Genomic DNA, 359 nt, shown 5'->3' on the forward strand with positions numbered 1-359 from the left:
AAAACCGAAGGTTTTAAAAATCTTTAAAATAGGTACAGAAAGAAATCAAAGTACGGTGGGTTTCGAGGAGCAAAGAGTTCAAGGAAGCAAGTGAGCGACAACCGGAATGTACAACGTACATGAGGATTGGAGGGAGTGCAGCTGACGCAGAAATCTGCCGCTCATCGGAAGCCGGCGACCGAACACGGAAGTTAAGCTTCGGCGCCGATGGTAGTTGGGGCATTGCCCCTGTGAGAGTAGGACGTCGCTAGGCACCGGAAAAGATCAACCTTAGGGTTGATTTTTTTTTTGTGAGAAAACCGAAGGTTTTAAAAATCTTTAAAATAGGTACAGAAAGAAATCAAAGTACGGCGGGTTTC

1 protein-coding gene is annotated in these 359 nt (G+C 45.4%); it reads left to right on the forward strand.

Annotated features, from left to right (window positions below):
• The first annotated feature begins 119 nt into the window (after positions 1-119).
• The gene (locus CZ490_RS23025; RefSeq protein WP_268762182.1) at positions 120-251 is read left to right on the forward strand and encodes a hypothetical protein; all 132 of its coding nucleotides are present in this window, start codon (positions 120-122) and stop codon (positions 249-251) included.
• Positions 252-359 lie beyond the last annotated feature (108 nt).

This window comes from Litchfieldia sinesaloumensis (genome assembly GCF_900156865.1).
Taxonomy (GTDB): Bacteria; Bacillota; Bacilli; order Bacillales; family Bacillaceae_L; genus Ferdinandcohnia; species Ferdinandcohnia sinesaloumensis.